This is a genomic window from Pseudoxanthomonas sp. LjRoot143 (assembly GCF_964252945.1).
Classification (GTDB): Bacteria; Pseudomonadota; Gammaproteobacteria; order Xanthomonadales; family Xanthomonadaceae; genus Pseudoxanthomonas_A.
The window spans coordinates 3926065-3951466 of sequence record NZ_CAXUPM020000001.1; the positions used below are offsets into that span (position 1 = coordinate 3926065).

Sequence of the window (25402 nt, forward strand, 5' to 3'; positions counted from 1 at the left end):
CGGTTCCCCCTGTCAGGAAAAACCCGCGCTCCGGCGCGGGTTTTTCTTTGCGTGCGTGCCGCGCGTCAGGTTCATGCAGATACGTGGCGTGCAGCGCGCGGTTCTGTGGTTCTCCGCACGAATCGTGCGCGGAGGTTTGCATACCGTACGTCGCACACCACGTCCACCCAGCGGCAGTGCTTTCTGGCAGGGGAAAGAGCATGGCCAGTATTTCTGTTGCCGCACCGGAGTATCGGGAGCGGCTGGATTCCGCATCGTCGCCGGCGATCACCGGCAGCAAGCCGCTGACGCGTCGCCTGCGACAACAGCTGTGGGCGAAAAGCGGCCACGCGCTGCTCTCGCTGGATGGACAACCGCGCCTGTTGCTCGATTTCGCGCACGATCACGGCGTACCGCTCTCGGCGAACATCGCGGCATCGCCGGCGTCATTGGCGCATGTGCTGGGCGAAGGCTTCGGCCGCATCGTCTTTCAGGCATTGCCTGCCGAACGCTTCGAGACGCTTGCCAGGCACCAGTTCCATCAACCCTTGCGGCCGATCCTGTGGCAGATCGCGCAGCACGGCGGCGACTGGCAGGACCTCGATCACCGGCTGTTCCGGCATGCGCGCATCCGCTTGCTGCGCTGGCCGGACTTCCGCCTGCTGGCACACCAGCACGATGGCTTCCGCCTGTGCTCGCTGCTGCTCAAGCGCGCGTGTTCGGTGGACGAATGCCAGCAGTTGCTCGATCTCGATGCCGCCACCGTGCTGGCCTTCGTCCGTTCGGCCTATCTGTGCGGTTACGCGATGGTGGAGACGCCCGACGCGGTCGTGGCGGACGCGCCCGCATCACGTCCGGCCATCACCGGTTCGTTGCTGGCACGGATGTGGCGCAGCCTGCGGAGCAAGACTGCTTGAGCCCGCGCGAGCACAAGATCGTCGTGCTCGGCGCCATGGGCGCCGGCAAGTCCACGCTGGTACGGGCGCTGGCGGGTGACCGGGTCGTCGATACCGACGTCGCCAATACCGACAGTGCCTCCGACAAGCTGTCGACCACCGTGGCGATGGACTATGCCGATATCGACCTGCCCAACGGCGACCGTCTGCGCCTGTACGGCACGCCCGGCCAGGCGCGCTTCGACTTCATCTGGCCGGTGCTGCTGCAGGGCGCCAGCGGCGTACTGGTCCTGGCCGACGCAAGCGCACGCGCCGTCGTGGACGAGCTGGATCGCTACCTGCTGGCGCTGCACGATCACGCGCCAGACGCGCCGACGGCCATCGGACTGTCGAAATTGGATCTCGCCCCGCACGTAGACATCGACGCGCTCGCGACGCGCGCCAGCGAACTGCTGCGTGCATTGCCGGTCGTGCCGTTCGATCCGCGCTCCGACGCGTCGGTGATGCTGCTGATGGATGTGCTGATGTCGGAGATCGAAGCCTTCGACCTGGTCGCTGCGCATGGCTGACGGACAGCGTCATCGCGGACTCGGCGAACAGGAGCGCGCCAACGTGGAGCGCTGCCTGCGCAAGTTCTCCGACGCAGTCGACGGTGTCCGCACCGCCGTGGTCGCCAGTGTCGACGGCTTCGCGCTGGCGCAGTCCAACCCCGCCTCGGCGAACGGTGAGCGTCTGGCTGCGATGACCAGCGCGATGCTGGCCTTGGCCGCGGCGATCGGCCGCGAGCTGTCGCTCGGCCAGCTGGGCGTGCTGATGCTGGAGTCGGAGCACGGCAAGGTGTTGATGCTGTCGTTGCGCACGGAACGCGAGCCGTTCCTGCTGATGGCCGCCTGCGACCACCGCAGCGTGATCGGCAACATCTTGTGGAGCGCGAAGGAATGCGGCCGGAACGTCCTGGCCGAACTCGACGGGTCCTGAGCCGGCCCGTACCGAGGCATGCATGGCTCTTACTTCCAACGACAGGGGTGCGACATGGCGGGACTTGGTGATTCGTTGAACGAACTGATGACCATCGACGGCGCGCAGGCGGTCGCTCTGGTGGACTACGAGAGCGGCATGCTGCTCGGCGAGGCCGGGGGCGGCATGGACATGGAAGTGGCGGCGGCGGGCAACACCGAAGTGATCCGCGCCAAGATGAAGACCGCCGGTGCGCTGAAGCTCAACGACACCATCGAGGACATCCTGATCTCGCTGGGCAGGGCGTACCACATCATGCGTCCGGTGGCGGCCAAGCCGGGCCTGTTCTTCTACGTGGTGCTCGACCGCAACAAGTCGAACCTGGCGCTGGCACGCCGCAAGGTGCTCGACGTGGAAAGTCAGCTCTCGATCTGACAGGACGAGCCAGGCGACGCACGTCGTCCGGCCATCCTGCGTTGCGGCGACGGTGTGGGAACCGCATGCTGTGGTTCCCCGCCGAGCGCCGACCATGACCGACCACAACATCCTGCTGTTCTCGTATGGCACGTTGCAGCTGGAAAGCGTGCAGTTGTCCTCGTTCGGCCGCCGCCTGGACGGTGAGCCCGATGCGATGACGGGCTATGCACGGACGATGGTGGAGATCACCGACCCGGAGGTGCTGGCTGCCAGCGGCGAGCGCTTCCACCCGATCGTCAGCCCCAGCGGTGATCCGTCCGACGAGGTCGCCGGCACCGTGTTCCGCATCAGCGCCGACGAACTCGCCGCCGCGGACCGCTATGAGGTCGCCGACTACACGCGGGTGCAGGTGCGCCTGAAGTCCGGACGCGATGCCTGGGTGTACGTGAAGGCCTGATCCGGACGGGAGGATCGGTGTGGGAGCGACGTCGGTCGCGATGGATTGCCGCGGTGGCCCTTTCGCGACTGACGTCGCTCCCACAGAGGAGATGTTTGAGTACCGTCAGACGCCGGAACACGTGGCGCGCTTTCAGGGCACAGGCCGCTCGGCCGACAGCAACGCGACGATCATGCCCAGGCGTCGCGCGCCCAGCCGCTGCACCGCACGCTGATGCCTCACCTTGCCCCTCGCGTCGTGCACATGGTGACGGCGCTCTTCCTGCATCTGCGCCACCTCGACGGGAGGGACCACATGGCCATGCATGAACAACATGCCCTGGCTCATGCCACCCAGCTGCTGCCACCACTGCTTCCTGGTTCCGGTTTGCATGGGACTGCTCCGTTGCGCCGGTATCCGGCTTGAAGGACTACCAAGCTAGGCGCATCATTCCTCCTGAAAAAGCGAAAGCTCCGCAACCCAGCCTTGAGGTGGATTCAAGATGAGCCGGCTGCCGCTGGACCAGGTGGACGCCTTCGTCACCGCCGCCCGCCTGCGCAACCTGACGCGTGCGGCGGAGGCCATGCACCTCACCGTCAGTGCGTTGAGCCACCGCATGCGGCTGCTGGAGCAGCGGCTCGGCCACAAGCTCCTGGCGCGGGGCCCGCGCGGCGTGGAACTGACGCCGGACGGCCAGCGCCTGTTCGATGCGATTTCGGGTCCGCTGGACACCATCGACCACGCACTGCGGCGCGCGACGCTGCGCAACGACCACACGGTCACGCTGAGCCTCATCCCGTCGATGGCCACGGCCTGGCTGGTGCCGCGGCTGCCCGCATTTCTCGCCGCGCATCCGGAGTTGGGCCTCAACCTGCAGTCGAGCACACACGTGGTCGATTTCGAACGCGAGCCGGTCGACCTGGCGCTGCGCCTCGGCGGCGGACGCTGGCCGAACGTGCATGCGGAGTTCCTGTTCCACGAATGGATCACGCCGGTGGCCAGTCCCGCGCTGGTGAAGCAGCACGGCAAGCCGGCGCCGGACCAGATGGCGAAGCTGCCGCTGCTCGGCGACCCGGCCAACCGCTGGAAGGACTGGTTCGAGCATTTCGGCGGGCAAGCGCCGGCGCGCTACGTGGCGCAGTTCGACGACACCGAGACGCTGCACCAGGCCGCGGCGCAGGGCGTCGGCGTGGCGCTGGCGCGCTGGACGCTGGCCGAGCCGCTGGTGAAGGCGGGCCGGCTGGTGACGCTGACGAAGAAGCGACTGCAGGCCGACTTCGCGCATTACCTGGTCTATCCCGAACGCAGCCTCTCGCACCCCGGCTTCCGCAAGGTGCGCGGTTGGCTGCTGGAACAGGCCGGCATCGCGGTGGAGCGATGACTCCAGCGCACGCCGGCTAACATCGGTCGCATGGTCCACGACGATGCCATCGCCCGCCTGATCAACGACGCGTTCGCCGACTACCACGCGCGGTTCGCGGAGATCACGCAGCGCGCGAAAGGCCGGTTCGAAACGATGGACTGGGCCGGTGCGCGTGCCGACGCGGTCGAACGCATCGAGTTGTACGACCAGTGCATTGCCGAATGCGCGCTGCGCCTGCAATCGGCGCTCCTGGGCCAAGCCCATGACCGGACGCTGTGGATCACCGCGCGCGCCGCGTTCGAGGCGCTGGTCGCGGGACAGATCGACCGCGAGCTCTACAAGACGTTCTACAACACGCTCTGCCGCCGCTTCCTTCGTATCCGCGGTGTCGATTCCGCACTGGAATTCGTGGCGCTCGATGTCGAACCCACCGATGCGATCACCCATCCGGTCGCCCGCCACAGCTATGCCGTGTCGGAACAGCGGCCGACCGATACCTTCGCGCGCGTGCTCGGCGACTACGGGTTCGACGTGCCCTACGCCCACCGTACCCGCTGCGCTGCGGCGATCGCGGTGCGGCTGCAGGACGACCTGGCGCACTGGGGCGCCCATCCGATCCGCGGCATCGAACTGCTGGACACGGTGTTCTACCGCGAGCGGCGCGCCTATCTGGTGGGACGCGTGTTCGGTGAGCACCGGTTCTCGCCCTGCGTGATCGCGCTGGTCAACGACGGCGGCCGGCTAAAGGCGGAAGCCGTACTGACGCACCGGGGCGACGTGGCGCACCTGTTCGGGACCTCGCGCAGCTACTTCCATGCCGACCTGACGACGGTCGGCGATGCGGTGGTGTTCCTGCGCTCGCTGCTGCCCGGCAAGCCGATCGACGAGATCTACACCGTGCTCGGCCGCGCCAAGCAGGGCAAGACCGAGCGCTACCGCACGTTCTTCCACCACTTCCACGCGCATCCGGATGAACGGCTGGTCCATGCCGAGGGCACGCCCGGCATGGTGATGGCGGTGTTCACCCTGCCCAGCTATCCGCTGGTGTTCAAGGTGATCCGCGACCGCTTCGCCTATCCCAAGGCGATGACCCGGCAGGACGTGGAGGACAAGTACGATCTGGTGTTCCATCTCGACCGCGTCGGCCGGCTGCTGGACACGCAGGCGTTCCGTTTCCTGCGCTTCCCGCGCGCACGCTTCTCGCCCGAGCTGCTGCAGGAACTGCACGAGAGCTGCGGGCAAAGCCTCAGCGAAGATGGCGACGACCTGGTCATCCACCTCTGCTACGTGCAGCGACGCCTGCGGCCGCTGAACCTGTACCTGCGCGAGCAGAAGGCCGACGCGGCGCGCACCGCCGCGCTCGATTACGGGCAGGCGATCAAGGACATGGCGCGCAACAACATCTTTCCCGGCGACATGCTCTTGAAGAACTTCGGCGTGTCGCGCCATGGCCGGGTGGTGTTCTACGACTACGACGAACTGCGGCTGGTGGCCGATTGCCGGTTCCGCGACTGGCCACAACCAACGACATACGAAGAGCAGATGGCCGATGGCCCATGGTTCCACGTGGACGCGGGCGATGTCTTCCCCGAACGCTTCCCCCAGTTCCTCGGCCTGCCCGATGCGCTGGCAAAGGCGCTGAAGGCCGCACATGGCGAGCTGTTCCGGCCCGCATGGTGGCGCGACCTCCAGTCGCATCTCGCCGCGGGCGAGTACCCGGATACTGCACCGTATCCGGATGCGTTGAAGCTGGCGTGATCGCGCGCATGCGGACGCAATGCGCATCGCGCTACCCTTGCCGCCATCCGGAGAACGCTGTCCCGTCATGAGCACCTACCGCCTCGATTCCATCTTCCGGCCGCGCGCCGTCGCGGTGGTGGGCAGCCAGTCGCGGCCGCGCTCGGTCGGCCGCGCCGTGATCGAGAACCTGCTGGCGGCGGGTTTCGACGGACAGATCGGGCTGGTGAACAAGCATCCCACCCCAATGGACGGCGTCACCATCGCGCGCCAGTTGCGCGACCTGCCGTGGACACCGGACCTGGTGGTCATCGCCACGCCGGCGGCGACCGTGCCGCACCTCGCCGCCGAGGCGGCGGAGAAAGGTGCCGCCGCCATCGTCGTGCTGACCGCGGCAATGGGCAGCGGACCGGGTTCGCCCGCGGCGCAGCTCGAAACCCTGACGCGCGAGAAGGGCCTGCGCGTGCTCGGCCCGAACTGCCTGGGCGTGATCGCGCCACATGCGCGCCTCAACGCCAGCCTCGCCAGCCGCTTCCCGAAGGCCGGTGACCTCGCGCTGATTTCGCAATCGGGCGCCATCTCCGGCGGACTGGTCGAGTGGAGCATGAGCCAGCCGGTCGGCTTTTCGGCGGTGGTGTCGCTGGGCGATGCATTGGACGTCGACTTCGCCGACCTGCTCGACTACTTCGCCACCGACCATCGCACGCGCGCAATCCTGCTGTACGTGGAGGCCATCCGCGATGCGCGCAAATTCATGTCGGCCGCGCGCGCCGCGGCGCGCACCAAACCCGTCGTCGTGGTGAAGTCCGGCCATGGCGTGCCTGCCCGTTCCACGCCGGCAGGCAGCACGCATACCCAGAATCTGGCGAAACCGAACGCGGTGTATGGCGCCGCATTCCGGCGTGCCGGCCTGCTGCGCGTGCGCTCGCTGCACGAACTGTTCGCCGCCGCACGCACCCTGGGCCAGGTCCGTCCGTTCAACGGCCGCCGCCTCGCGATCCTGACCAACGGCGGTGGCGTCGGTGCGCTGTCCGTCGACCACCTGTACGAACAGGGCGGCACGCTGGCAACGCTATCGGACGCCACGCGCGATGTGCTGGACCGCACCCTGCCCGTGGGCTGGTCGCGGACCAATCCGGTCGACCTGCTGACCGACATCGACGCCGACAGTTATGCGGCCACCATCGAGGCACTGCTCGCCGATCCGGAGAATGACGCCCTGCTGGCGGTCAACGTGCCGACCGTACTGTCGTCGTCGTCGGAAGCCGCGCATGCCGTGACCCGCGTGCTGTCGCAGCGGCCGGCGCACAGCGCGCGCAAGCCCGTCTTCACCGTCTGGCTGGGCAACGATCCGCAGGCCGAAGCGGTGCTCGATGCCGCGCAGATCCCGCGCTATCCGAACGAGTCCGATGCCGTCGCCGGCTTCATGCATCTGGTCCGCCACCGCGAGGTGCAGGCCGCGTTGATGGAGACGCCGCCCAGCCTGCCCGAGGATTTCAGTCCGGACGTCGCCACCGCCCGCGCGCTGGTCCACGCCGCGCTCGATGCCGGCCAGACGTGGCTGGATCCGCTCGCCACCACGCAGCTGCTGGCGGCTTACGGCATCCCGATGGCGCCGGTGTGGCGCGCGGAAGACGCCGACGATGCGGCGCGCATCGCCGCGCCGTTGCTGGCCGAAGGCGCCACGGTGGCGGTGAAGATCCTGTCGCCCGACATTCCGCACAAATCCGACGTGGACGGCGTGCGCCTCAACCTGCCCAACGCCAACGCCGTGCGCGAGGCCACCGCCGGCATCCTGCAGCGCGCGCGCGAACGGCGACCGGAGGCGCGCATCGAAGGCGTGCTGGTGCAGCCCACGCTGCTGCGGCCCAAGGCGCGCGAACTGATCGCCGGTATCGCCGACGATCCGGTGTTCGGTCCGGTCATCGCATTCGGCCGCGGCGGCACGGCAGTCGAGGTGATCAACGACCAGGCCGTCGCGCTGCCGCCGCTGGACCTGCGCCTGGCGCACGAGCTGATCGCGCGCACGCGCGTCTCGCGCGTGCTGAAGGCCTATCGCGACGTGCCGGCCGCGGACGAGCGCGCCGTCGCGCTGGTGCTGGTGAAGCTGGCGCAGCTGGCCGCCGACATCCCCGAGATCCAGCAGCTCGACATCAATCCGCTGCTGGCCGACCGCGACGGCGTGGTCGCGGTGGACGCGCGCATCGCCGTCGCGCGCGGCCGTGCGCTGCACAAGGGCCGCGGCCATCCACGCTTCGCGATCTTCCCGTATCCGACCGAATGGGAGCGCACGATCCTGCTGGCCGACGGCCAGCCCGCGCTGGTGCGGCCGGTGCGACCGGAGGATGACGCGATGTTCCGCGAATTCTTCACCCACATCACCGACGAAGACCTGCGCCTGCGCTTCTTCCAGTCGGTCCGCCACTTCAGCCACGAGTTCATCGCCCGCCTCACCCAGCTCGACTACGCGCGCTCGATCGCGCTGGTGGCCGTGCATCCCGGCACGCACGAGATGCTCGGCGCGGTGCGCCTGCACGCCGATGCCAACTACGAGAAGGGCGAGTACGGCATCCTCGTGCGTTCCGACCTGAAGGGCCACGGCATCGGCTGGAAGCTGATGCAGATCATGATCGAGTACGCGCAGTGGCAGGGCCTGAAGATCATCGAAGGCCAGGTGCTGCGCGAGAACCGCACCATGCTGGCGATGTGCGAAAGCCTGGGCTTCGCGGTGAAACTCGACCCCGACGATCCCACGCTGATGAATGTCAGCCTGCCGGTACCGCCGGTGGCATGACGCGGCGTAGCTTGCTCATCGCCGCAGTCCTGGCGTCCCTGGCGCTGGTCGGCGGCATCATCGGATGGCAGCATGCGCGCCCTGCGCCTGCGCCAGTACCCGTCCCGGCACCCGCCGCGCGCATTCCCGCAACGGCCACACTGCTGCAAACGCCGCACTATCGCATCCACAGTACCGCCGCCCCGGAGCAGACTCGACAGGTGGCGGACGCGGTCGAAAGCCTCCACGCCGCGTACATGGCCTTGTTCGCCGACAAGGTCCGCCCTTCTTCGCGACCGCTCACGCTGGTGCTGTATGCAGACCGCGACGAGTTCCAGCGCAACAACCGCAGCCGGCCCTGGGCGGAGGCGTACTACCTGCGACCTGCGTGCTACGCCTATTACGGCGGCGGCAAGGCGAAACCGCACCACTGGATGCTCCATGAGGCCGTGCACCAGTTGAACACCGAAGTCGCCGGCTGGCGCCTGCCTGCGTGGGCCAATGAAGGGGTCGCAGGCTATCTTGGCGCGAGCTGGCTGGAGGACGGTGTACTGACGCCGGGTCGCAGTGATCCCGACACGTACCCGATCTGGTGGCTGTCGCGGATGAAGCTGACGGGAAGCCTGCAGGCGGACGTCGCCGCCGTCCGCTTCATCCCGTTGCGCGACCTGCTGGAGGGTCATGGGCCGGACATCAACCAGCACGTGAATCTCTACTACCTGCACTATTGGGGCCTGACGCACTTCCTGTTCCATTACGAGAACGGCAGGTATGCGAACGCCTACAAACAACTGCTTTCGCTTGGCGCGTCGACGCCCGACTTCGAGCGCCTGGTGGGTCCCATCGAGGACGTCGAGAAAGCCTGGTACGCGTACCTGCTGGACGCCATCGCGACGATGCAGAAGTACGAAGCCGAGAACGGCATCGAGCGCTGAGTAGCGGCCTTCAGAGCTTCACCACCACCTTGCCGAAGTTCTCGCCGCGCAGCAGGCCGATCAGCGCGCGTGGTGCGTTCTCCAGTCCTTCGACCAGATCCTCGCGGTAGCGGATCTTTCCGTCCGCCAGCCAGCCACCCATCTCGCGCAGGAACTGCGGATACAGCGCGATGAAATCGTGCTGGATGAAACCGCGCACGGTCAGGTGGCGGGTCAGGATCTGGCTCATCAGCCACGGCATGCGGTCGGGTCCGGACGGCAGCGCCTTGTCGTTGTAGTGCGCGACCAGACCACAGACCGGGATGCGGGCGAAATCGTTGAGCAGCGGAACCACCGCGTCGAACACGGCGCCGCCGACGTTCTCGAAGTAGACGTCGATGCCTTCAGGACAGGCCGCGCGAAGCTGCTCGACGAAATCCGTCGCGCGATGGTCCAGCGCGACGTCGAAGCCGAGTTCGTCCTGCAAATAGGCGCGCTTGCGCTCGCCACCGGCGATGCCGACGGTGCGGACGCCCTGCAGCTTCGCGATCTGGCCGACGGTCGCGCCGACCGGCCCGCTGGCCGCGGCGACCACCACGGTCTCGCCCGGCTTCGGCTGACCGATTTCGTGCAGGCCGACGTAAGCGGTGAAGCCGGGCATGCCGTAGACGCCGAGCGCCGTCGTCAGCGGGACGAGGCTGGCGTCGAGCTTGCGCTTCAGCGTTCCGCCATCGGCGATGGCATGCGTCTGCCATCCGCCGTGCGCGAGCACAAGGTCACCGACCTGCAGACCGGGATGGCGCGATTCGATCACCTCCGACACCGTGCCGCCGTCCATCACGCCGCCGATCTCGACCGGCTTGGCATACGAACGCCCTGCATTCATGCGGCCACGCATGTACGGGTCCAGCGACAGATAGCGGTTGCGCAGCAGCACCTGGCCATCGGCGGGCGTCGGCAGCGGCGCCTGCTCCCGACGGAAATCTTCCGCTTTCGGCTCGCCCTGCGGGCGCGCGGCCAGCACGATGCGGGTGTTGTGGTCTGCGTCGTGGCTGCTCATGCCTGGTCTCCGGTGTCGTCGATGCCTGCAGTCTAGCCACCGCGCACGCCGATGCGGTGAAGCGTGCAGGACACGCGGCAGCCGCCATGCCGGCTGAACATGACGCATGCTAGGCTCCGCGCACCTTTCTGGAGGGCTGACGCATGACCCGCATTTCGCTTTCCCTGGCCATCGTGGCCGCACTCGCCGCTGCGCAACCGGCATTCGCCGCATCGCCGGCCAAGCCCGCGCCCGCCGCGCAGTCCCTACCCGCCGCCGACGCCGCGGCGCTCGACGCCGCGCTGAAGGGCGACTGGCGCGATCCGAAGAATGCCGCGCGCGACATCTATCGCCATCCGAAGGAAACGCTGTCGTTCTTCGGCGTGAAGCCGACGCAGACGGTGGTCGAGATCACCCCCGGTGGCGGCTGGTACGCCGAAGTCCTCGCGCCCTACCTGAAGGCCGGCGGCACCTATGTCGCCGCCGTGGTCGATCCGGCCAGCGTGGCCGAGAAGAGCCGCAACTACTACCAGCGCAGCGCCGACGGCCTGCAGAAGAAATTCACCGACGGCGCCGCGCAGTACGACAAGGCGACGACGGTGAAGTACGACCCCGCGGCGCCGGTGTTCGGTGCGCCGGCCTCCGCGGACGTGGTGCTGACGTTCCGCAACGTGCACAACTGGCGCAAGGCGAGCCAGGCGGAAGGCATGTTCAAGGGTTTCTTCGCCGTGCTGAAGCCGGGCGGCGTGCTCGGCGTGGTCGAGCACCGTGCGAACAAGGACGTGGCGGCCGACGACGATACCGGCTACGTCAGCGAAGCGCAGGTCATCGCACTGGCCGAGGCCGCGGGCTTCCGCCTCGATGCGAAGAGCGAGGTCAACGCGAACCCGAAGGACACCAAGGACTACGCGAATGGCGTGTGGACGCTGCCACCGTCCAACAACCATCCAGAAGCCGAACGCGCGAAGTACCAGGCCATCGGCGAGAGCGACCGCATGACGCTGCGGTTCGTGAAGCCGCACCACTGATCATGTCGTTGCGCTGACGCCACACTCCACCGGGGCGTGGTGTTGCCGTTTCCCGGGCTTCCATGCTGATCGCGTTCAACAAGCCGTTCAACGTGCTCTGCCAGTTCACCGACCGCAGCGATCCGCCGCGGCGGACGCTGGCGGAGTTCGGCCTGCCGCCCAATGTGTACGCGGCGGGCCGGCTGGATTACGACAGCGAAGGCCTGCTGCTGCTCACCGACGACGGCACGCTGGCGAACCGGTTGACCGATCCGCGCCACAAACAGCCGAAGACGTACTGGGTGATGGTGGAAGGCACGCCGACGGATGATCAGCTCGATACGCTGCGTCGCGGCGTGGTGTTGAACGACGGGCCGACGCGGCCCGCACAGATAGAACGCCTGGACCCTGCACCAACACTGTGGCCGCGCGATCCGCCGGTGCGCTTCCGCAAGACGGTGCCGGACGCGTGGCTGTCGGTGACGATCACCGAAGGTCGCAACCGACAGGTCCGCCGCATGACCGCGGCGGTCCGTTTACCGACGTTGCGACTGGTGCGCACGGCCATGGGCGAGGCGCGCCTGGGCGACCTCGTCCCCGGGGCGTGGCGCGCGCTCTGACGCGCTGCGCCACCCGGATCAGATCAACTTTCGGCGGAACGTGCGGTGCTGCGCGGCTTGCGCGGCGTGCCCGTCTTGCGCGCCGTGGAGGCCTTGCCGTTGACCTTGCGCGCTTCCACGCGGCGCGACTTGCCTTCGATCGGACCATTCGCCTGATCGCTCTTGCGCTTGCGGTAGGCCACCAGCGCCAGCAGGCCGACACCGATGCCCGTGGCGACCGCGACCGCGGGATTGCGCCGGACGAAGTTCACCGCCAGCTTGCCACCGGTCTTGGCGACACCCAGCGCGGCGCCGGTCTGCAGCAGCTTGTCTGCGCTCGGCACGGCATGCTTGAGGCTGCTGCCCGCCTGGCTGGCGAGTTCGAGTGCGCGGTCGGTGATGGTGGTCAGCTTGCTCATGGGGGTCTTCCCTGAAAGATGGGTAGGTAGCCAGTGTCGGGGCGGGGATGTTTACGCGGTGTTAGTTCGGTAGACCGGCGCTGGCCGTGCGCTGAACGAAGCTCGACGAGAGATCAGGTACCGCGAGGTTTCGCCCGATGGGTCGCCTGGGCACTCCACGGGTCGTCCGGCCACGGATGCTTCGGGTAGCGCCCCTTCATTTCCTTCTTCACCTCGGCGTAGGTCGAGTTCCAGAAGTTGCGCAGGTCCGAGGTGACCTGCAGCGGCTTGCCGCCGGGCGACAGCAGGTGCAGCAGCACCGGCACGCGGCCGTCGGCGACGCGCGGGGTGTCGGCCAGGCCGAACAGCTCCTGCAGCTTCACCGCCAGCACCGGCGGCTGCCCGTGCGCGTACTCGATGCGCCGCTCCATGCCCGAGGGCACGGTGATTCGGGTCGGCGCAAGTTGATCGACGCGCTGGCGCAGCGACCACTCCATACCGGATTTCAGCGCGTTCGCCAGATCGTCTTCTCCCAGTGCGTCCAGCCGGGTCTTGCCGGCGAACGCGGGCTTGAGCCAGTCGTCCAGGGTCGCCATCAGCGCGTCGTTCGACAGGTCAGGCAGGCCGAAGTCCGGCATCCAGTCGCGCAGGCAGCGCACGCGCTCGCGCCACTGTTGAAGCGACTCCGGCCACGCGAGTGCCTCCAGGCCGAGATCGCGCACCGCGTCGGTCAGAGCCGCGGCAGCGAGCACCGGATCCACGCGGCCCGCAGGGCGCGCGTCGAACACGATCTGGTCGAAGCGCGATTCGCGCTGGGCGGACAATGCCCGGCGCGCCGGATCCCAGCGCACGGTGTCCTCGGTGACGAAGCGATCGGCGAACTCGCGGCGCAATCGCTGCTCATCCACCGGCGCACCGCGCTGCACCAGCGCATCGCGCGCCTCATGGCGCAGCTCGCTGACGACGATCCACGGTTCGCCGAACAGCGCGCTGTCGTCGAACAGCTTCGCGCTGCGGCCGTTTGCCAGCAGGTAACGGCGTGCGTCCTGCGGATGCTGGAAACCGATGCGGTCGGGAAACGCATGCATCAGCACGTCGCCGAGGCGATGCGCTTCGACCGTGCCGGGCGGTGTCGCGTTCTCGCGGACGCGGCGACGCCACTGCTTGGCGGCGGCATCGATGACCGCCAGTCCCGAACGATTGGCCTCACCCGGCGTACGTCCCGTGCGGAACGCCGCCAGCGCCCGCCAGCGCGCCGCCAGCGCGTCGCCACCCATGCGCAGCGGATCGCGTGCCTCGACCAGCGCCGCCAGGTCGCACGCAAGCGCGCGGTCATCGCCCTCGCCCGCCGACAGCAGCATCGCCGCCAGTCGCGGATGCGTGCCCAATGCCAGCATCCGTTTGCCGAGCGGCGTGATGGCGTTCGCCGGGGTGAGCGCACCCAGTCGGCGCAGCAGGTCGCGCGCTGCACTCATCGCGCCCGGGGGCGGTGCGTCGACGAAGCGCAACGCGTCGCTGCCCCACGCGGCCAGTTCCAGCGCCAGCGCGCCGAGCTCGACCAGCGCGATTTCCGGCCGCCGCTGCGGATCCAGCCGCTGCGACTGCGGCCAGAGCCGGTAGGCCCAGCCGTCGGCGACGCGGCCGGCGCGACCCGCGCGCTGGTCGGCGGACGCCTGCGAGATGCTGGCCACTTCCAGCCGCGAGAATCCGCTGTTGGGATCGTACGAGGGTTCGCGTGCGAGACCGCTGTCGATCACCACGCGCACGCCAGGCAGGGTCACCGAGGATTCGGCCACGTTGGTCGCCAGCACCACGCGGCGGCGGCCTTGCGGATCGGGCTGCAGCGCTTCGGACTGCTTCTCGACCGGTAGCTCGCCGTGCAGCGCCAGCACCACCACGTCGCGCGGCAGCACGTCAGCCAGCATCGCCTCGACGCGCGCGATCTCGCGCTGACCCGGCAGGAACACCAGCACGTCGCCGGGATGCGACTGCACCGCATGTTCGATCGCGCGACGGATCTGCACCTCAAGCGACTCGTCGCGGCGTGGCGGGAAGTGCGCGACCTGGACCGGATAGCTGCGTCCCTCGCTGCTCAACCGCGGCGCATCGAGGAAACGCGCCAGCTTCTCCCCATCCAGCGTGGCCGACATCACCACCAGGCGCAGGTCCTCGCGCAGCTGCGTCTGTACGTCCAGCGCCAGCGCCAGGCCGAGATCGCCGGCGAGGTGACGCTCATGGAATTCGTCGAACAGGATCGCGCCGACGTCCTCGAGCATCGGGTCGTCCTGGATCATCCGGGTCAGGATGCCCTCGGTGACCACTTCGATGCGGGTACCGGGACCGACCTTGTTCTCGAAGCGGATCCGGTAGCCCACCGTCCCACCGACGGCTTCGCCACGCTGCTTCGCCATGAAGCCGGCGGCGGCGCGCGCGGCCACGCGGCGCGGTTCCAGCATCACGATCTTGCGGCCCTGCAGCCACGGCTGGTCGAGCAGCGCCAGCGGCACCTGCGTGGTCTTGCCGGCGCCCGGTGGCGCCTCCAGCACCAGGCGCGGGTGCTCGGACAGGCTGCGGACGATGTCCGGCAGCAGCGGGGTGATCGGGAAGGTGGGCGACGGCATGCGGAGGAAAGGATAAGGCCTGCGCGGATCGATCCATGAAAATCGGTGTGGGAGCGACGTCAGTCGTGATGGAGGTTTACCGGCGGTCTTTCGCGACTGACGTCGCTCCCACACCTGACATCGCGAGCCCAACCAACGGTCCGGGGGGCTTAAAATGGGCGCCATGGATCTCATCGACATCGGCGCCAACCTTACCCACGAGAGCTTCGACCACGACCGCAACGCGGTGCTCCAGCGCGCGCGCGAGGCCGGCGTGGTGCAGCAGGTGGTGACCGGCGCCAGCCGTGAGCACTCGCCGACGGCGCTGCGCTTGGCGCAGGCGCACGCGGGCGAGCTGTTCGCCACCGCCGGCGTGCATCCGCACCACGCCACCGAGTACACCGACGAATGCGACGCCGAGATGCGTGCTTTGCATGCGCATCCCGAAGTCGTGGCTGTCGGCGAATGCGGGCTGGACTACTTCCGCGACTTCTCGCCGCGTCCGGCGCAACGCAAGGCGTTCGAGCGGCAGCTGCAGATCGCGGTCGACACCGGAAAGCCGCTGTTCCTGCACCAGCGCGACGCGCACGACGACTTCGTGGCGATGATGAAGAACTTCGAGGGCAAGCTGGGACCGGCAGTCGTGCATTGCTTCACCGGCACGAAGAGGGAACTGTTCGACTGCCTGGACCAGGACTGGCATATCGGCATCACGGGCTGGCTGTGCGACGAGCGCCGCGGCCTGCACCTGCGCGAGCTGGTGAAGAACATCCCGGCGAACCGGTTGATGATCGAGACCGATGCGCCCTACCTGCTGCCGCGTACCGTGAAGCCGCAGCCCTCGCACCGGCGCAATGAACCGATGTACCTCGCCCACATCGTCGCCGAGCTGGCGCGCGACCGTGGCGAGGACATCGAGGTCACCGCCGCCGCGACCACGGCGACGGCGCGTGCGTTCTTCCGGCTGCCGACGCCGGCGTAAGACAGCGACGGCTCACTCGACCTTGCTGTCCTCGGACTTGGCCTGCTGCATCGCCTCGGGTTCGAGTTCTTCCGCGCTGCGGTTGAGGCGGACGAACACGCCCCACGCCACCAGCAGCAGCGCCGCCGAGCCGCCGATGGCGATGACGTACGGCAGCTGGCGCGGATCCTCATGCATCAGTTCGAACGTCGCGACCAGCGTCTCGATCGACAGCGCGATGACGATGACCACGAGGAAGCGCGACAGGTAGCGGCGCACGCGGGTCGGCCCGCTGACCTTGACGTCGCGCTGCACCTCTTCCTCGAACACCGTCTGCGCCAGTTCCAGCGCCACCAGCGCGATGGTCAGCATGCCGATGCTCTCGAGCAGGCTGTCGAAGCGCTGGCGCAGGCCGACGTCCTGGCCCGCGGCCAGCATGCCGTGCCAGAGCTCGCCACCGGCCAGCACCACCAGCGACAGCGCGCACACGAAGAACAGCGCGACGATGACGACATGACCGACCAGGAACACCGCGCTGAGATGCTTCATGGACGCCTCGGACGGGGAAGGTGGCGCAGCATGGCGACCCTCCCCGTCGGTACCGCGTGAAGCCCGTCGGGGTCAGGATTTCTTGACCAGCTCCACACGCCGGTTCTTCGCACGGCCTGCGTCGGTGCCGTTGTCGGCCACCGGCTTGTCCTGGCCGAAGCCGGCCGGCGTCAGCCGCTTCGCCTCGATGCCCTGGCCGGTCAGCGCCGAGACGACCGACGTCGCGCGCGCCGTCGACAGCGTGCGGTTGCGCTCGACAGTCCCGGTGTTGTCGGTATGGCCTTCGACCGACAACGACAGCGACGGATCCTGCTTCAGCAGCGCGAGCACCTGGTCCAGCTGCGGCTTGGAATCCGGCAGGATGTCGGCCTTGTCGGTGGCGAAGTTCACCTGGATCGCGACACGGCCACTGGTATCGAGCTGCTTCTTCAGCGCGTCGGCCGGCAGCAGCGCGGCGGTCTGCACCAGGCCCTTGCGCTCGACGACGACCCAGCCCGCGCTGAGGTATTCCAGCCGCGCATGCACCCACACCTGGCGACCATCCGGCAGGTCGGCGCGGTAGATCAGCGAGTCGTAACCTTCCCAGCCGAAGCTGGTGCCATCGCTGTACGGGCTCTTCTGTTCAAAGGTGATGCTCTCGGCCGCCTCTTTCGGGATGCGGCCGTCGAAGACCTTGGTCGCGCCGGCCTCGGCCATCATCGCTTCCAGGTTGCGGCGCACCTCGTGCATCGAGTGCTGGCCTTCCTTCGCCTTGATCGACGCGACGTAGGTCTTGCCTTCCACGTTCTCGAACGCGGTGCCTGTCCAGAACGGATAGGCGTCGAAGTCGCGCTGCTTCGGCCGGTTGCCATCCTCGTAGTTCGTCGGCGGCACCAGGTGCGGGAACGCGTCCTGCCAGCGCGCGGTCGCGACGAACGGTCGCTCTTCGACGATCGCCATGCCGGTGGAGTAGCCGTCCATCGCCATCTGGATCCAGACGGTACGATCCGCCTGGCGCAGCACGTAGACCAGCGTCGGCGTGTCCTCGCCCATGTTGACCGCATCGATGAAGCCGCCGCCGATCTCGTCTTCCAGCTGTTCTCCGTAGTAGAGATCACGCTTCAACGGACCTTCGAACACTTTCCTGGCACCGGCCTGTTCCAGCACCGCCTCCAGATTGCGGCGCAACTCAAGGGCCGAGTACTCCTTGTCCGGCGCCACATCGTCGTCGATGCCGATGCGGGTGCTCCAGCTTGGGCCTTCGACCCAGTGCAGGCCGTCGCCCAGGCGGAACGGGAAGCGCGCGTACGCCCGCTTCTCCACACGATTGACCGGACCGTAACCGGTCGGCATCGAGAAGAATGGCAGCTCGCTGCCGAGCGGTTGCGTGCTGACGGGCACGCTGGCGAGATCGAACGGGACGAGCGGGATCGGATTGCCTTGCTTGTCCCGCAGCTGACCGTCGGCCGTCCCGCTGGCGGACGTCGGTGCATCGGGCGCAGGCATTGCGGGCGTTTCCGTCGGTGCGGCGTCGGTCGCCGCCGGCGGGGTTTCCGTGTCCTTGCTACCGCATGCCGACAGCACCAGCACCGTGGCGCAGGCTGTGGCCAGCATCATGCTCCGCATTCGTCCTCGCTCCTGAGTTTCTGTGGGAGCGGCGAGCGTAACCGATGGATGTTCAGCGTTCGTGGAAACGCGCCAGGACGACGATCAGCCGGCGCGTTGCGCTTCGTAGGCCTGCAGGTGCACCCAGGCCGCGTGCAGACGGGGAACGGCAATGCCGTGCAGGCCCGCGCGATGGACCATGTCGCCGACGATATGGGCGGCCTCGACCCGTTGGCCGGCTTCGAGATCGCGCAGCATCGAGGCTTTCATCGGCGAGCCGGCCGCCGTCAGCGTCTCGCGCGCGGTCACCTGCGCCGCGTGGGGTACGGGCTGCCCGGACGCAACGGCCACGGCGAGGCACTCCTCGTGCAGCGCCGCCATGTGGTCCGCACCACCCTCGCTCGCCACGATGGTGCCGATAGGCGCACGCATCGCGCAGGTGCCGGCGGCCAACGCGGTGAGGAAGGTGTACTTCACCCACTGCGCCTGGGCGATGTCAGGCGTGTGCGCGTGATCGATACCCGCCTGCGCACACGCCGCGGCCAGCGCCTGCAGTCGTGCATCCGGCGCCTGGCCCGCGCGTTCGCCGAACGTCATCGACGCCGGCTTGCCCAGGTGCAGGATCTCGCCCTCGCTCCCCAGCGCCGCGCTGATGAAGCACAGACCGCCGAGCACGCGGTCGAACCCGAATCGCGCGTCCAGCGCATCGTAATGCCGCAGCCCGTTGAGCAGCGGCAGCACGCGGGCACCGGCATCGACGGCCGGCGCGATGGCGTCCAGCGCGCTGTCCAGGTCGTAGGCCTTGGCGCTCAGCAGCACCAGGTCGAACGGGGCGGCATCGGCCAGTTCGTCCGCGGTCAGCACCTGCACCGGCACGTCGGCGTCACCGAGCGGGCTGCGGATGCGCAGCCCACGCTCGCGCAGCAGCGCCGCGCGCGCGGGACGCACCAGGAAACTGACGTCGATGCCCGCCTGTACGAGGCGTCCGCCGAAGTAACCGCCGGTGCCGCCGGCGCCGAGCACGAGCAGGCGCATCAGCTGCGCAGCCCCACGCCTTTCTTCAACAGCCACAGACCGAGCGCGGCCAGGGCGACGACGAAACCGATCATCAGTGCGTACGACACCCCGAGCGACACGTCGCTGGTTCCCAGCAGGCCGTAGCGGAACGCGTTGACCATGTAGAAGATCGGGTTGGCGTGGGTCAGCGCTTCCGCCCATGGCGGCAGCAGCGTCACCGAATAGAACACGCCACCCAGGTAGGTCAGCGGGGTGAGGATGAAGGTGGGGACGATGGCGATGTCGTCGAACTTCTTCGCATAGGCCGCGTTGACGAAGCCCGCCAGCGAGAAGATCGTCGCGCCCAGCAGCACGGTGCTGATGGTCACCAGCGGATGCGGGATGCGCACCTTGGTGAAGAACATCGCGATGACCAGCACGATGGCGCCCACCATCAGGCCGCGCAGCACGGCGCCGGCCACGTAGCCGAGCAGGATCACCCAGTTCGGCATCGGGCTGACCAGCAGCTCCTCGACATGGCGGCCGAACTTGGCGCCGAAGAACGAGGACGAGATGTTCCCGTAGCTGTTCTGGATGATGCTCATCATCACCAGGCCCGGCACGATGAACTCCATGTAGCTGTAGCCGCCCATGTTGCGGATCTGGCTGCCGATCAGGCCGCCGAAGATCAGGAAGTACAGCGTCATCGTGATCGCCGGCGGCACCAGGGTCTGGCCCCAGATACGCAGGATGCGGGCGACTTCGCGGCGGACGATCGTGCCCAGCGCGACCATGTTGGGGTGGCTCATGCCGCCTTCTCCTTGTTGGCGTCGCCATTGCCCGTCATGCGCACGAACAGCTCCTCCAGGCGGTTGCTCTTGGTGCGCATCGAACGCACGCGGATGCCGGCATCGTTGAGCGCGGCGAACACGCGGTTGAGGTCCATCGCGCGCGGCATGTCCAGGTCCAGCGTGTGCGCATCGGTGGCGACCAGCGTGGTGCCCTCGATTACCGGCAACTGCGCCGGCAGATCACCGTCGATGTCGAACAGGAAACCTTCCACGTCCAGCTTGGCCAGCAGCGCGCGCATCGGGCCCTGCTCGACGATCATGCCGTGGTCGATGATGGCGAGGTTGCGGCAGAGGCTTTCGGCCTCTTCCAGGTAGTGCGTGGTCAGGATGATGGTGGTGCCGGCCGCGTTGATCTCCTTCAGCGTCTTCCACATGCCGCGGCGGATCTCGATGTCGACGCCGGCGGTGGGTTCGTCGAGGATCAGCAGCTTCGGCCGGGTCATCATGGCGCGGGCGATCATCAGGCGGCGCTTCATGCCGCCGGACAGCGTGCGGCTCATGACGTTGGCCTTCTCCCACAGCTGCGCGCGCTTGAGTTCCTCTTCGGCGCGGACCAGCGCCTCGGCGCGCGGGATGCCGTAGAAGCCCGCGTAGTTCACGCAGATGTCCAGCGGCTTCTCGAACATGTTGAAGTTGATTTCCTGCGGGACGAGGCCGAGCAGGCGCATCGCGCCGTCGCGGTCGCGGTCGATGTCCACGCCGAACACGCCGACCTGGCCACTGCTCTTGTTGACCAGCGAGCTGACGATGCCGATCAGGGTGGACTTGCCGGCCCCGTTGGGGCCGAGCAGGGCGAAGAAATCGCCGGGTTCGACCTGCAGCGACACGCCCTTGAGGGCCTGCACACCGGTGTCGTAGACCTTGCGCAGGTCGGAAATGGCCAGTGCGGGAGTTGCGGCCGATGCCGCGGAAAGAGACGCCATGGGAGCCTTGCGGTGCGCGCGGGGGCGCGGTGGGAGGGCGAGCGCTTATTATAGGCGTCCCGCCGGGGCCACCCCGGGTCACACAGTGTTCCAGCCGCCTTGGCGATCGCGCATTTCCCCCTGAAGCTCGTTGGACGCCGCATGCTGGCTCCCAGCGTGGGCCACTACAGCTTCGTCCGCGACGACGGCCAGCCGCTGGACTTCATCCCCGGCCAGTTCATCCAGGTCCATTTCACCTACGCCGACGGCACGGCCACCAAGCGTAGCTATTCGCTGGCGACGATCCACGACCATGCGATGGGGCCGGGCGAAGCGGTGGAGATCGCGGTCAGTTACGTCCCGGGTGGCGCGGCGACCGCACTATTCGAAGGCCTGCCCGAAGGCGGCCACGTGGAAGCCAGTGGTCCGTTCGGCCGCTTTTGCCTGATGCCCACCGACCGCAACGCGCGCTACCTGCTGATCGCCACCGGCACCGGTGTGACGCCCTACCGCTCGATGCTGCCGCAACTGGAAGCATTGATGGCCGAGCGTGGCGTCGAGGTCGTGCTGCTGCAGGGCGCACGCACGCCGACGGAATTGCTCTACGGCGACGACTTCCGCCGCTTCGCCGACGCGCACCCCGGCTTCCGCTACGTGCCGTGCCTGTCGCGCGAATTGCCTGCCGATCCCCATCCCGACGTCCGCCAGGGCTACGTGCAGCAGCACCTGGCCGAGTTCACCCCGGATGCCGCGCGCGACATTGCGTACCTGTGCGGCAACCCGGACATGGTCGACACCTGCTTCGAGACGCTGAAGGGACACGACCTGCCGATCCCGCAGATCAGGCGGGAGAAGTACGTGTCCAGCAAATAGGCCCGGATCCATCCTCGTACAGTTCGTTGGTCACATCCGTCCCGCCGCATCGTCATGGCATGCTGGGACCCGCCTCCAACGGAACTGATACATGGCACTTCTTCATCGATCACTTGCAATCGCGCTGGGCGCGGGGCTGTTGGCCGGCTGCAACGGCGGCGCCACCGGCCCCGACCAGCAGGCCGTGCGCCACTACGGCGACATCGCCTTCAAGCCCTGCACGCTCACCGCGCCCTACCTGACCACTACGGTGGAAGCGCAGTGCGCGACCTACGATGTCGCGGAAGATCCCGCCAAGCCGGAGGGTCGCAAGGTGGCGTTGAACATCGCGTGGCTGCCGGCGACCAACGAGGGCTCTGCGACGGAAGACCCGGTGTTCTTCCTCGCCGGCGGCCCCGGCCAGTCCGCGGTGCAGGTGTGGCCTGCCATCGACGCCGCTTTCCGTGACGTGCGCAAGTCGCGGCACATCGTGCTGGTCGACCAGCGCGGCACCGGCAAGTCGAATCCGCTGTCCTGCAAGGACGGGGAAGGCCGTAATGCCTACAGCGATGCAGAGGACCTGAGCGAAACGGCGGCGATCGCGTTCGCTCGCGATTGCGCCGCTTCGCTGAAAGCGGATCCGCGCTTCTACACCACCACCGATGCCGTGCGCGATCTGGACAGCGTGCGCAAGGCACTGGGTGCGGCGAAGATCAACCTGGTCGGCGGCTCCTACGGCACGCGCGTTGCCCAGCAGTACGCGATGCGTCACCCGGACAGCACGCGCGCCGTGGTGATCGATGGCGTGGTGCCGAACGAACTGGTGCTGGGCAGCGAGCACGCCCGCAACCTCGATGCGGCACTGACACTGCAGTTCCAGCGGTGCCAGGCGACGCCGAGCTGCAAGGAGCGCTTTGGCGACGACCTGCGCGGCCAGCTGCGCACGCTGATGACGCGTCTGGCGACCACGCCCGTCAGCACCGAGTATCGCGATCCATCGACAGGTGAACTCGTCACCGGCGAGGCCACCGCCGGTGCCGTCGCCGGCATCACCCGCATGTACTCGTACTACCCGCAGGGCGCCGCCCTGCTGCCGCTGGTCTTGAACGAAGCGCAGCAGGGCCGCTACGGCTCGCTGATGTCGCTGTCCAAGCTGCTGGAGACGCAGGTCGGCGACCAGTTCATGCACGGCATGCAGCTGTCGGTGATCTGCGCCGAAGACGCCGACCTGCTGAAGGCAGACCCCGGCGATGCCGACACGGTGCTGGGCAGTCTGCTGGGCGACACGCTGAAGGCGCAGTGCGGTGCGTGGCCGACGGGCAAGCGGCCTGCGGATTTCCACACGGCGTGGACGTCCGACATTCCCACGCTGATCAGCTCGGGCGAGCTGGATCCGGTGACGCCGCCACGTTACGGCGACCAGGTGCTGCGCACGCTGTCCAACGGCCGGCACCTCACGCTGAAGGGCCAGGGCCACGGCACGTTCGCCGTCGGCTGCATGCCCAAGCTGCTGGGACGTTTCCTGGAAACGGCGAACGCCAAGGATCTCGACGCCACGTGCCTCGACAGCCTGGACTACGTGCCGCCCTTCACCAGCTTCAACGGCTGGGAGCCGTGAGCCGCGCCTTGCGCGCCCGCCACTTTCAATGGACATGACCGAATGATCATCGCCAACGACCTGCACAAGTCCTTCAAGACCAAGACCGGAACGGTCACCGCCGTGGATGGCGTCAGCTTCACCGCCCACGACGGCCAGATCACCGGCCTGCTCGGCCCCAACGGCGCCGGCAAGACCACCACCATGCGCATGCTGTACACCCTGATGACGCCCGACCGCGGCGAAATCAAGGTCGATGGCATCGACACCACCCAGGATCCCGTCGCCGTGCGTCGCGCACTGGGCGTGCTGCCCGACGCGCGTGGCGTGTACAAGCGCCTGACCGCGCGCGAGAACATCGCCTACTTCGGCGAGCTGCATGGGTTGTCGTCGAAGCAGATCGCCGAACGGACGAAAGCGCTGTCCGATGCGCTGGACATGGGCGACATCCTCGACCGCCAGACCGAAGGCTTCAGCCAGGGCCAGCGCACCAAGACCGCGATCGCCCGCGCGCTGGTGCACGACCCGCGCAACGTCATCCTCGACGAGCCCACCAACGGCCTGGACGTGATGACCACCCGCGCGATGCGCGGCTTCCTGCGCCAGCTGCGCGAGGAAGGCCGCTGCGTGATCTTCTCCAGCCACATCATGCAGGAGGTCGCTGCGCTGTGTGACCGCATCGTCATCATCGCGAAGGGGACCGTCGTGGCCGCCGGCACTGCCGACGAACTGCGCGAACAGGCGGGCGAGGACAACCTGGAGGACGCCTTCGTCAAGGTCATCGGTTCGGAGGAGGGCCTGCTGGCATGAACATGTTCCGTACCGTCTTTACCGTGATGCGCAAGGAACTGCGCGACCTGTCGCGCGATCGGCGCACACTGGCGCTGGCACTGTTCCTCGGACCGCTGCTGTATCCCGCCCTGATGCTCGGCATGGGCTATTTGACCGAGAACCGCATCCGCACGCAGGTCGACAAGACGCTGGAGATTCCGATGGTGGGCGCCGAGCACGCGCCGAACCTGGTGAAGTTCCTCGCCACCAACGGCATCACCACGGCGAAAGCGCCGGCCAATCTCGACGCGGCGATCCGTTCGCAGGAGATCGATGTGGCGTTGCGCATCAGCCCCGACTACGCCGACGACTGGCGCAACGGCCGTCCGGCGCTGGTCGAGATCATCCGCGACAGCACGCGCCGCGATGCCGACATTCCCACCCAGCGCGTCAACGCCGCACTGTCGGCATACAGCCAGCAGGTCGGGGCGTTGCGCCTGCTCGCGCGCGGTGTGGATGCGTCGGTCGCACGGCCCGTGAACGTCGGCATGCAGGACCTGGCCACGCCCGAGGCCAAGCAGGGCATGCTGTTGTCGGTGCTGCTGCCCTACCTGCTGATCCTGACGTCCTTCATCGGCGGCGCCTACCTGATCCTCGATGCGACGGCAGGTGAGCGCGAGCGGCAATCGCTGGAGCCGTTGCTGGCCACGCCGGCGCCTCGCAGTGCAGTGGTCAGCGGCAAGATCGCGGCCGCATGCGTGATCGGCCTGGCCACGCTGCTGCTGACGCTGCTGGCGTTCAAGTTCAGCGCGCAGTTCGCGGGCACGCTGGGTCGTCAGTTGAACGTGTCGTTCCTGTCGATGGCCAAGATGCTGCTGATCCTGCTGCCGATGCTGTTCATCGGCACGTCGCTGCTGACCTACTTGGCCGCCTCCGCCAAGAGCATGAAGGAAGCCCAGAGCCACATGACCTGGCTGATGCTGCTGCCGATGATCCCGACGTTCGCGCTGATGGCCAATCCGCTGAAGAGCCAGCCGTGGCAGTTCGCCGTGCCGTTCCTGGCGCAGAACCAGTTGCTGCTGAAGGTGATTCGCAACGAGTACATCGGGCCGCAGACGTGGGGTATCTACATCGCTGCCGCATTCGGCGTAGCCGCGTTGCTGTGGTTCGCCGCGGTGCGGCGCTATCACCAGGAGAAGATGGCCATCGCCGGCTGACCATCGC

At 67.8% G+C, this 25402-nt stretch carries 25 protein-coding genes; 16 read left to right on the forward strand and 9 right to left on the reverse strand.

The genetic code is table 11. The annotated features are described in order from the left end of the window. Positions 1 to 200 precede the first annotated feature (200 nt). The 5 genes from ACSQ1W_RS18825 (at position 201) to ACSQ1W_RS18845 (ending at position 2706) form a co-directional block, all read left to right on the forward strand. A complete protein-coding gene (locus ACSQ1W_RS18825; RefSeq protein ID WP_436045371.1) occupies positions 201 to 896 on the forward strand; it encodes a hypothetical protein in 696 nt (231 codons plus the stop codon). Next, complete coding sequence (locus tag ACSQ1W_RS18830; RefSeq protein ID WP_225589646.1) at positions 893 to 1444, forward strand: GTP-binding protein; 552 nt, start codon at positions 893 to 895, stop codon at positions 1442 to 1444. The genes ACSQ1W_RS18825 and ACSQ1W_RS18830 overlap by 4 nt, the downstream gene beginning before the upstream one ends. Continuing rightward, positions 1437 to 1853 carry a roadblock/LC7 domain-containing protein gene (locus ACSQ1W_RS18835; protein WP_436045373.1) on the forward strand — a complete coding sequence of 139 codons (417 nt, stop codon included), beginning with the start codon at positions 1437 to 1439 and terminating at the stop codon, positions 1851 to 1853. The genes ACSQ1W_RS18830 and ACSQ1W_RS18835 overlap by 8 nt, the downstream gene beginning before the upstream one ends. A gap of 54 nt (positions 1854 to 1907) precedes the next feature. Further along, positions 1908 to 2267, forward strand: a complete 360-nt coding sequence (locus ACSQ1W_RS18840; protein WP_436045375.1) for a hypothetical protein — start codon at positions 1908 to 1910, stop codon at positions 2265 to 2267. Positions 2268 to 2361: 94 nt separating this feature from the next. Further along, positions 2362 to 2706 carry a gamma-glutamylcyclotransferase family protein gene (locus ACSQ1W_RS18845; protein WP_436045377.1) on the forward strand — a complete coding sequence of 115 codons (345 nt, stop codon included), beginning with the start codon at positions 2362 to 2364 and terminating at the stop codon, positions 2704 to 2706. A gap of 132 nt (positions 2707 to 2838) precedes the next feature. Here the strand turns inward: ACSQ1W_RS18845 and ACSQ1W_RS18850 are convergent, their stop codons facing one another. Beyond that, positions 2839 to 3078: a hypothetical protein gene (locus ACSQ1W_RS18850; protein WP_436045379.1), complete on the reverse strand. Its 240-nt coding sequence runs from the start codon at positions 3076 to 3078 to the stop codon at positions 2839 to 2841. Positions 3079 to 3187: 109 nt separating this feature from the next. Between ACSQ1W_RS18850 and ACSQ1W_RS18855 the strand changes: the two genes are divergently transcribed. The 4 genes from ACSQ1W_RS18855 to ACSQ1W_RS18870 all read left to right on the forward strand — a co-directional run bounded on the left by ACSQ1W_RS18855 (position 3188) and on the right by ACSQ1W_RS18870 (position 9493). Then, the gene (locus ACSQ1W_RS18855; protein WP_192274024.1) at positions 3188 to 4066 is read left to right on the forward strand and encodes a LysR substrate-binding domain-containing protein; all 879 of its coding nucleotides are present in this window, start codon (positions 3188 to 3190) and stop codon (positions 4064 to 4066) included. 30 nt (positions 4067 to 4096) lie between these two features. After that, a complete protein-coding gene (gene aceK, locus ACSQ1W_RS18860; RefSeq protein WP_436045381.1) occupies positions 4097 to 5806 on the forward strand; it encodes a bifunctional isocitrate dehydrogenase kinase/phosphatase in 1710 nt (569 codons plus the stop codon). Positions 5807 to 5873: 67 nt separating this feature from the next. Then, positions 5874 to 8579: a bifunctional acetate--CoA ligase family protein/GNAT family N-acetyltransferase gene (locus tag ACSQ1W_RS18865; RefSeq protein ID WP_436045383.1), complete on the forward strand. Its 2706-nt coding sequence runs from the start codon at positions 5874 to 5876 to the stop codon at positions 8577 to 8579. Further along, the gene (locus ACSQ1W_RS18870; protein ID WP_436045385.1) at positions 8576 to 9493 is read left to right on the forward strand and encodes a hypothetical protein; all 918 of its coding nucleotides are present in this window, start codon (positions 8576 to 8578) and stop codon (positions 9491 to 9493) included. The genes ACSQ1W_RS18865 and ACSQ1W_RS18870 overlap by 4 nt, the downstream gene beginning before the upstream one ends. A 10-nt stretch (positions 9494 to 9503) precedes the next feature. Here ACSQ1W_RS18870 and ACSQ1W_RS18875 read toward each other — a convergent pair whose 3' ends face one another. Continuing rightward, entirely contained in the window at positions 9504 to 10532 is a 1029-nt protein-coding gene (locus ACSQ1W_RS18875) for an NADP-dependent oxidoreductase (RefSeq protein WP_436045387.1), read from the reverse strand. Between the two features lie 143 nt (positions 10533 to 10675). Here ACSQ1W_RS18875 and ACSQ1W_RS18880 point away from each other — a divergent pair, with 143 nt between their 5' ends. After that, positions 10676 to 11539: a class I SAM-dependent methyltransferase gene (locus ACSQ1W_RS18880; protein WP_436045389.1), complete on the forward strand. Its 864-nt coding sequence runs from the start codon at positions 10676 to 10678 to the stop codon at positions 11537 to 11539. Between the two features lie 62 nt (positions 11540 to 11601). Continuing rightward, positions 11602 to 12138, forward strand: a complete 537-nt coding sequence (locus ACSQ1W_RS18885; RefSeq protein ID WP_436045391.1) for a pseudouridine synthase — start codon at positions 11602 to 11604, stop codon at positions 12136 to 12138. 23 nt (positions 12139 to 12161) lie between these two features. On the opposite strand, the gene ACSQ1W_RS18890 is transcribed toward ACSQ1W_RS18885, so the two are convergent. Together ACSQ1W_RS18890 and hrpB are read right to left on the reverse strand one after the other, a co-directional pair. Continuing rightward, on the reverse strand, positions 12162 to 12536 hold the full coding sequence (locus ACSQ1W_RS18890; protein ID WP_225589648.1) for a hypothetical protein: 375 nt from the start codon (positions 12534 to 12536) through the stop codon (positions 12162 to 12164). A gap of 113 nt (positions 12537 to 12649) precedes the next feature. Continuing rightward, a complete protein-coding gene (hrpB, locus tag ACSQ1W_RS18895; RefSeq protein ID WP_436045394.1) occupies positions 12650 to 15136 on the reverse strand; it encodes an ATP-dependent helicase HrpB in 2487 nt (828 codons plus the stop codon). Between the two features lie 163 nt (positions 15137 to 15299). On the opposite strand from hrpB, the gene ACSQ1W_RS18900 reads away from it, so the two are divergent. Beyond that, positions 15300 to 16097, forward strand: a complete 798-nt coding sequence (locus tag ACSQ1W_RS18900; protein WP_192274032.1) for a TatD family hydrolase — start codon at positions 15300 to 15302, stop codon at positions 16095 to 16097. 12 nt (positions 16098 to 16109) lie between these two features. On the opposite strand, the gene ACSQ1W_RS18905 is transcribed toward ACSQ1W_RS18900, so the two are convergent. From ACSQ1W_RS18905 to ACSQ1W_RS18925, 5 genes are all read right to left on the reverse strand, one after another. Next, the gene (locus tag ACSQ1W_RS18905; RefSeq protein WP_192274033.1) at positions 16110 to 16625 is read right to left on the reverse strand and encodes a hypothetical protein; all 516 of its coding nucleotides are present in this window, start codon (positions 16623 to 16625) and stop codon (positions 16110 to 16112) included. A 72-nt stretch (positions 16626 to 16697) separates the two neighbouring features. After that, a complete protein-coding gene (locus tag ACSQ1W_RS18910; protein ID WP_225589649.1) occupies positions 16698 to 18221 on the reverse strand; it encodes an OmpA family protein in 1524 nt (507 codons plus the stop codon). A gap of 93 nt (positions 18222 to 18314) precedes the next feature. Then, a complete protein-coding gene (gene panE, locus ACSQ1W_RS18915) occupies positions 18315 to 19244 on the reverse strand; it encodes a 2-dehydropantoate 2-reductase (RefSeq protein ID WP_436045397.1) in 930 nt (309 codons plus the stop codon). Then, a complete protein-coding gene (locus ACSQ1W_RS18920) occupies positions 19244 to 20014 on the reverse strand; it encodes an ABC transporter permease (RefSeq protein ID WP_192274036.1) in 771 nt (256 codons plus the stop codon). The genes panE and ACSQ1W_RS18920 overlap by 1 nt, the downstream gene beginning before the upstream one ends. Then, positions 20011 to 20979 (reverse strand): ABC transporter ATP-binding protein, encoded by a 969-nt coding sequence (locus ACSQ1W_RS18925; RefSeq protein ID WP_192274037.1) that lies wholly within the window; start codon positions 20977 to 20979, stop codon positions 20011 to 20013. The genes ACSQ1W_RS18920 and ACSQ1W_RS18925 overlap by 4 nt, the downstream gene beginning before the upstream one ends. Positions 20980 to 21078: 99 nt before the next feature. On the opposite strand from ACSQ1W_RS18925, the gene ACSQ1W_RS18930 reads away from it, so the two are divergent. From ACSQ1W_RS18930 to ACSQ1W_RS18945, 4 genes are all read left to right on the forward strand, one after another. Beyond that, complete coding sequence (locus tag ACSQ1W_RS18930; RefSeq protein ID WP_436045400.1) at positions 21079 to 21831, forward strand: ferredoxin--NADP reductase; 753 nt, start codon at positions 21079 to 21081, stop codon at positions 21829 to 21831. A gap of 91 nt (positions 21832 to 21922) precedes the next feature. After that, positions 21923 to 23428: an alpha/beta fold hydrolase gene (locus ACSQ1W_RS18935; RefSeq protein ID WP_436045402.1), complete on the forward strand. Its 1506-nt coding sequence runs from the start codon at positions 21923 to 21925 to the stop codon at positions 23426 to 23428. A 42-nt stretch (positions 23429 to 23470) separates the two neighbouring features. After that, positions 23471 to 24217, forward strand: coding sequence for an ABC transporter ATP-binding protein (locus ACSQ1W_RS18940; RefSeq protein WP_436045404.1), 747 nt, complete (start codon positions 23471 to 23473; stop codon positions 24215 to 24217). Then, positions 24214 to 25395 carry an ABC transporter permease gene (locus ACSQ1W_RS18945; RefSeq protein WP_436045406.1) on the forward strand — a complete coding sequence of 394 codons (1182 nt, stop codon included), beginning with the start codon at positions 24214 to 24216 and terminating at the stop codon, positions 25393 to 25395. The genes ACSQ1W_RS18940 and ACSQ1W_RS18945 overlap by 4 nt, the downstream gene beginning before the upstream one ends. Positions 25396 to 25402 lie beyond the last annotated feature (7 nt).